Annotated in this window: 4 protein-coding genes; 3 read left to right on the top strand and 1 reads right to left on the bottom strand. The window is 76.1% G+C overall.

All coding sequences use genetic code 11. The features are described from left to right. Positions 1 to 52: 52 nt before the first annotated feature. Positions 53 to 1,138, top strand: coding sequence for an ABC transporter permease (locus C6N75_RS29300; protein ID WP_105871860.1), 1,086 nt, complete (start codon positions 53 to 55; stop codon positions 1,136 to 1,138). Next, positions 1,135 to 1,848: an ABC transporter ATP-binding protein gene (locus tag C6N75_RS29295; RefSeq protein WP_105871859.1), complete on the top strand. Its 714-nt coding sequence runs from the start codon at positions 1,135 to 1,137 to the stop codon at positions 1,846 to 1,848. Before C6N75_RS29300 ends, C6N75_RS29295 begins: the two co-directional genes overlap by 4 nt. Here C6N75_RS29295 and C6N75_RS29290 read toward each other — a convergent pair. Then, complete coding sequence (locus C6N75_RS29290) at positions 1,845 to 2,510, bottom strand: DUF5701 family protein (protein ID WP_105871858.1); 666 nt, start codon at positions 2,508 to 2,510, stop codon at positions 1,845 to 1,847. The two genes, C6N75_RS29295 and C6N75_RS29290, sit on opposite strands and share 4 nt — an antisense overlap. 335 nt (positions 2,511 to 2,845) lie before the next feature. Between C6N75_RS29290 and C6N75_RS29285 the strand changes: the two genes are divergently transcribed. Beyond that, the coding region (locus tag C6N75_RS29285; RefSeq protein WP_105871861.1) for a DUF2382 domain-containing protein at positions 2,846 to 3,771 on the top strand (926 nt) is incomplete at its 3' end.

Raw genomic sequence — 3,771 nt, 5'->3', positions numbered from 1 at the left:
CTCCCCGCCTCCCCCTCCGCCCGCCGCAGCACCCGTACCGGAAGGCTCCACCGTGTTCGTCGCCCTCAGAGACCTGAGGTTCGCCAAGGGGCGGTTCGCCCTGATGGCGGTCGTCCTCCTCCTCGTCACCCTGCTCGTGGGGCTGCTGTCGGGGCTCACCGCCGGACTGGGGCGGCAGAACACCTCCGCGGTGACCGGCCTGCCCGCCGACCGCATCGCCTTCGGCACGCCCGCGGGTCAGGACCCCTCCTATGCCGACTCCTCCGTCACGGCACGGCAGCTCCGCCGGTGGGCCGCCGCCCCCGGCGTCACCCGCGCCGAGCCGCTGGGCATCGCCACCACCAAGGCGACCGCCGGCGACCGCCGTGCCGGCGTCTCGGTCTTCGGGGTCCGGCCCGGCTCCCCGCTGGCCCCCGACGCCGACCGGATCACCGACCGCCGGGTGGTGCTGTCCGCCCCCGCCGCCGACGCCCTCGGCGTCGGCCCCGGAGACGCCGTCACGCTCGCCGGCCGGCCGCTGACGGTGGCGGCCGTCCGGGGCGACGCCCACTTCAGCCACACCCCGGTGATCTGGGCCGCCCTCGACGTCTGGCGAGCCGTCTCACCGCCCGCCCCCGGCCCGGCCGAGGCCGCCGCCACCGTCATCGCCCTGACCACCGGCCCCGGCGCCGACCCGAGCGCTGCCGACGCCGCCGCCGGCACCCGGACGCTCACCCGCGACGACTCGCTGTCCGCGATCGGCTCCTACGCCTCCGAGAACGGCTCCCTCCAGTTGATGCGCGCCCTCCTCCTCGTCGTCTCCGCCCTGGTCGTCGGCGCCTTCTTCACGGTGTGGACCATCCAGCGCAGCGCCGACGCCGCCGTCCTCAAGGCGCTCGGCGCGACCACCGCCGCCCTGCTGCGCGACGCACTCGGCCAGGCCCTGGTGCTGCTGGCGGCCGGCACCCTCGCCGGCACCGCCCTCGCCGCGGCCCTCGGCGCGGTCGCGGACCGGGCCGGCGTCCCCTTCCTCCTCACTCCGGCGACCCTGCTGCCGCCCGCCGCCGCCACCGTGCTGCTCGGCGCCCTGGGCGCCGCCCTCGCCGTCCGCCGCCTCACCACCGTCGACCCGCTGACCGCCCTGGGAAGTGCCCGATGAGCCTGCTCCTGACCGACGTCACCCTCACCTACCCCGACGGCGCCGGTCGGCTGACCGCCCTCGACCGGGTCTGCCTCGCCGTGCCCCGCGGATGCCTCACCGCCGTCGTGGGCCCCTCCGGCTCCGGGAAGTCCAGCCTGCTCGCCGTCGCCGCCACCCTCGTCACCCCCGACTCCGGCGCCGTCCACCTGGACGGCGTCCCGCTCACCGGCGCCGGCGACCGGGAGCGCGCCGCGCTGCGCCGCCGCAGCCTCGGCATCGTCTTCCAGCAGCCGCACCTGCTGCCCGCTCTCACCGCCGTCGAACAGCTCCAGGTGATGGCCCACCTGGACGGCCGCTCACCGGCCCGGGCGCGGCCCCGCGCCATGGAACTCCTCGACGCCGTGGGCCTCGCCGACCTGGCCGGCCGCCGGCCCCACCAGCTCTCCGGGGGCCAGCGCCAGCGGGTGAACATCGCCCGGGCCCTGGTGAACGACCCCACCGTGCTGCTCGTCGACGAGCCCACCAGCGCCCTGGACGCCGAACGCGGCGCGGCCGTACTGGATCTGATCACCCGTCTGACCGGCGAGCGCGCCACCGCCACCGTGCTGGTCACCCACGACCGCGCCCACCTGGGGGCCGCCGACCGGATCGCCGTGATCCACGACGGCCGGCTCCGCGAGGTGCCGCGCGACCGCCCGACACCGGCCCGGGGCTCGCGGCGGACCTAGCCCTCGCCACCGAGAGTGCCGGGGACCGGTATGCGGGCCGCCGCGGAGGCGAAGCCGAGCCAGGTGTGGCGGTTGCCCGCCCAGCACCAGCCCACCTTCGGCGCGTCACGCCGCTCGCGGCCGTCCCGGCCCGTGCCGTTGCTGATCCACACGGCCGGGGTGCGCGCGTCCAGGCCGCCCTTCTCCTTGCGCAGTCGGGAGCCGATGGTCATGAAGCACCAGTTCCGCTCCAGCGCGGCGGGCTGCTGGAGCACCCAGTGGCTGCCCTCCACCAGCAGCAGCGGCGTACGCCCCTTCTCGGATATCGCCGGCAGCGCCTCGTCCGGGCTCCAGTTGGACATGTCGTCGCCCCGGTCGACGCCCCGCAGCACGTAGACCGGCCCCTCCGGGACGGCCAGCCCCTCGACGGGGGTGAACCGGTCGACGTCCGTCATGTCCTCCACGACGAAGCCGGGCTTGTCCGCGTGCCGCAGCAGCGGGGCGAGGGCCGACGCCGGGGCCCGGTCCTCCCGCACCACGAGCAGGCCGTCCTCGCCGCCCAGTGCGGCGGCCGCCGCGCGCAGCTCGTCGGCCGTCAGCCCGGCGGTCTCGTGCACCCCGAGGCCGATCAGGCGCTCCGCCTGGTCGGAGAGTGCGGGCAGGTCGGTGGTGAACGTGCTCATGTCTCCCCCTGATCATCACGTATCGCCCGGACAACGCGGGGCGTCCGGAGATCGTTCCCGGCGCGGAGACGAAAGCCGGTGCGGAGGGGGGGAGCGGGAGCCACGGACCGTCCGGCACGGCCGCCTGGCTCACCCGTACGGGCCAACGCCCGCGACCCGGGCGGCCCGCGCCGTTCCGGCCGACCGCCCCGCTGACACCCGGGTCCGCCCACGTGTGCCGGGTTCGTCCCGGTTTGACGGAACCTTCCCGCGGTGGGGGAGTGGGTACGGCGCGTGTTCCAGCGGAGGGCATCTGGGCCGCTCCGTCGCGTGCCGGCAGAGGGAGAGTGCAAGCGATGGCGGGCAATGGCTACCTGAACAGCGGCGACCTCGGCGGCCTCACGGCCGTCGACCCGCGCGGCGAGAAGATCGGCAAGGTCGAGCAGGTCTGGCTCGACGACCGCAGCGGCAAGCCGGAGTGGGTGACCGTCAAGACCGGCCTGTTCGGCACGAAGGAGACCTTCGTGCCGCTGGAGGGCGCGCGCAGCGACGGCGAGAGCCTGCACGTCGCCTACGCCAAGGAGCGGGTGAAGGACGCCCCGCGCGTCGAGGCCGACGAGCACCTCGACAGCGACCAGGAGCACGACCTGTACCGGTACTACTCCCTGACGGACGGCCACGGCTCGGCCCGTGGCGGCCAGGCGGAGACCCGCGGCCGGTCGGAGACCCGCGGCGGGGCCGAGTCCCGCGGCCGGTCGGACAGCCGGGGCGACGCGGGGATGGGCGCCGGCGCGGGGATGGGCGCCGGCGCCGGCATGGCGGGGGCGGGCATGGGCAGCCGGTCCGGCATGGACGAGCGCTCCCCGTCCGCCGCCCAGGACCCCGCGCACGCCCGCGAGCACGAGATGCTCCGCTCCGAGGAGCGGCTGCACGTCAGCGCCCGCGAGCAGGAGGTCGGGCACGCCCGGCTGCGCAAGGTGGTCGTCACCGAGAACGTGACCACGACCGTGCCGGTCAGCCACGAGGAGGTCCGGGTCGTCCGCGAGCCGATCGACCCGAGCGAAGGCGTCCGCGGCCGCATCCAGGAGGAGCAGACCGAGGTCACCCTGCACGCCGAGCAGCCGGAGATCCGCAAGGACACCGTGCCGGTCGAGCGGGTCCGCCTGGAGACCGACAAGGTCACCGAGCAGCGCGAGGTCAGCGAGGACGTCCGCAAGGAGCGGGTCGAGTACGACGACGGCACCGAGCGCGGTCGCCGCGGCGACCGCGCTCGGTGCCGTCG

This window comes from Streptomyces solincola, from assembly GCF_002982015.1.
Taxonomy (GTDB): Bacteria; Actinomycetota; Actinomycetes; order Streptomycetales; family Streptomycetaceae; genus Streptomyces; species Streptomyces solincola.
The sequence above is the reverse complement of the archived record's forward strand: the minus strand, read 5'-3'. Positions and strand labels throughout refer to the sequence as shown.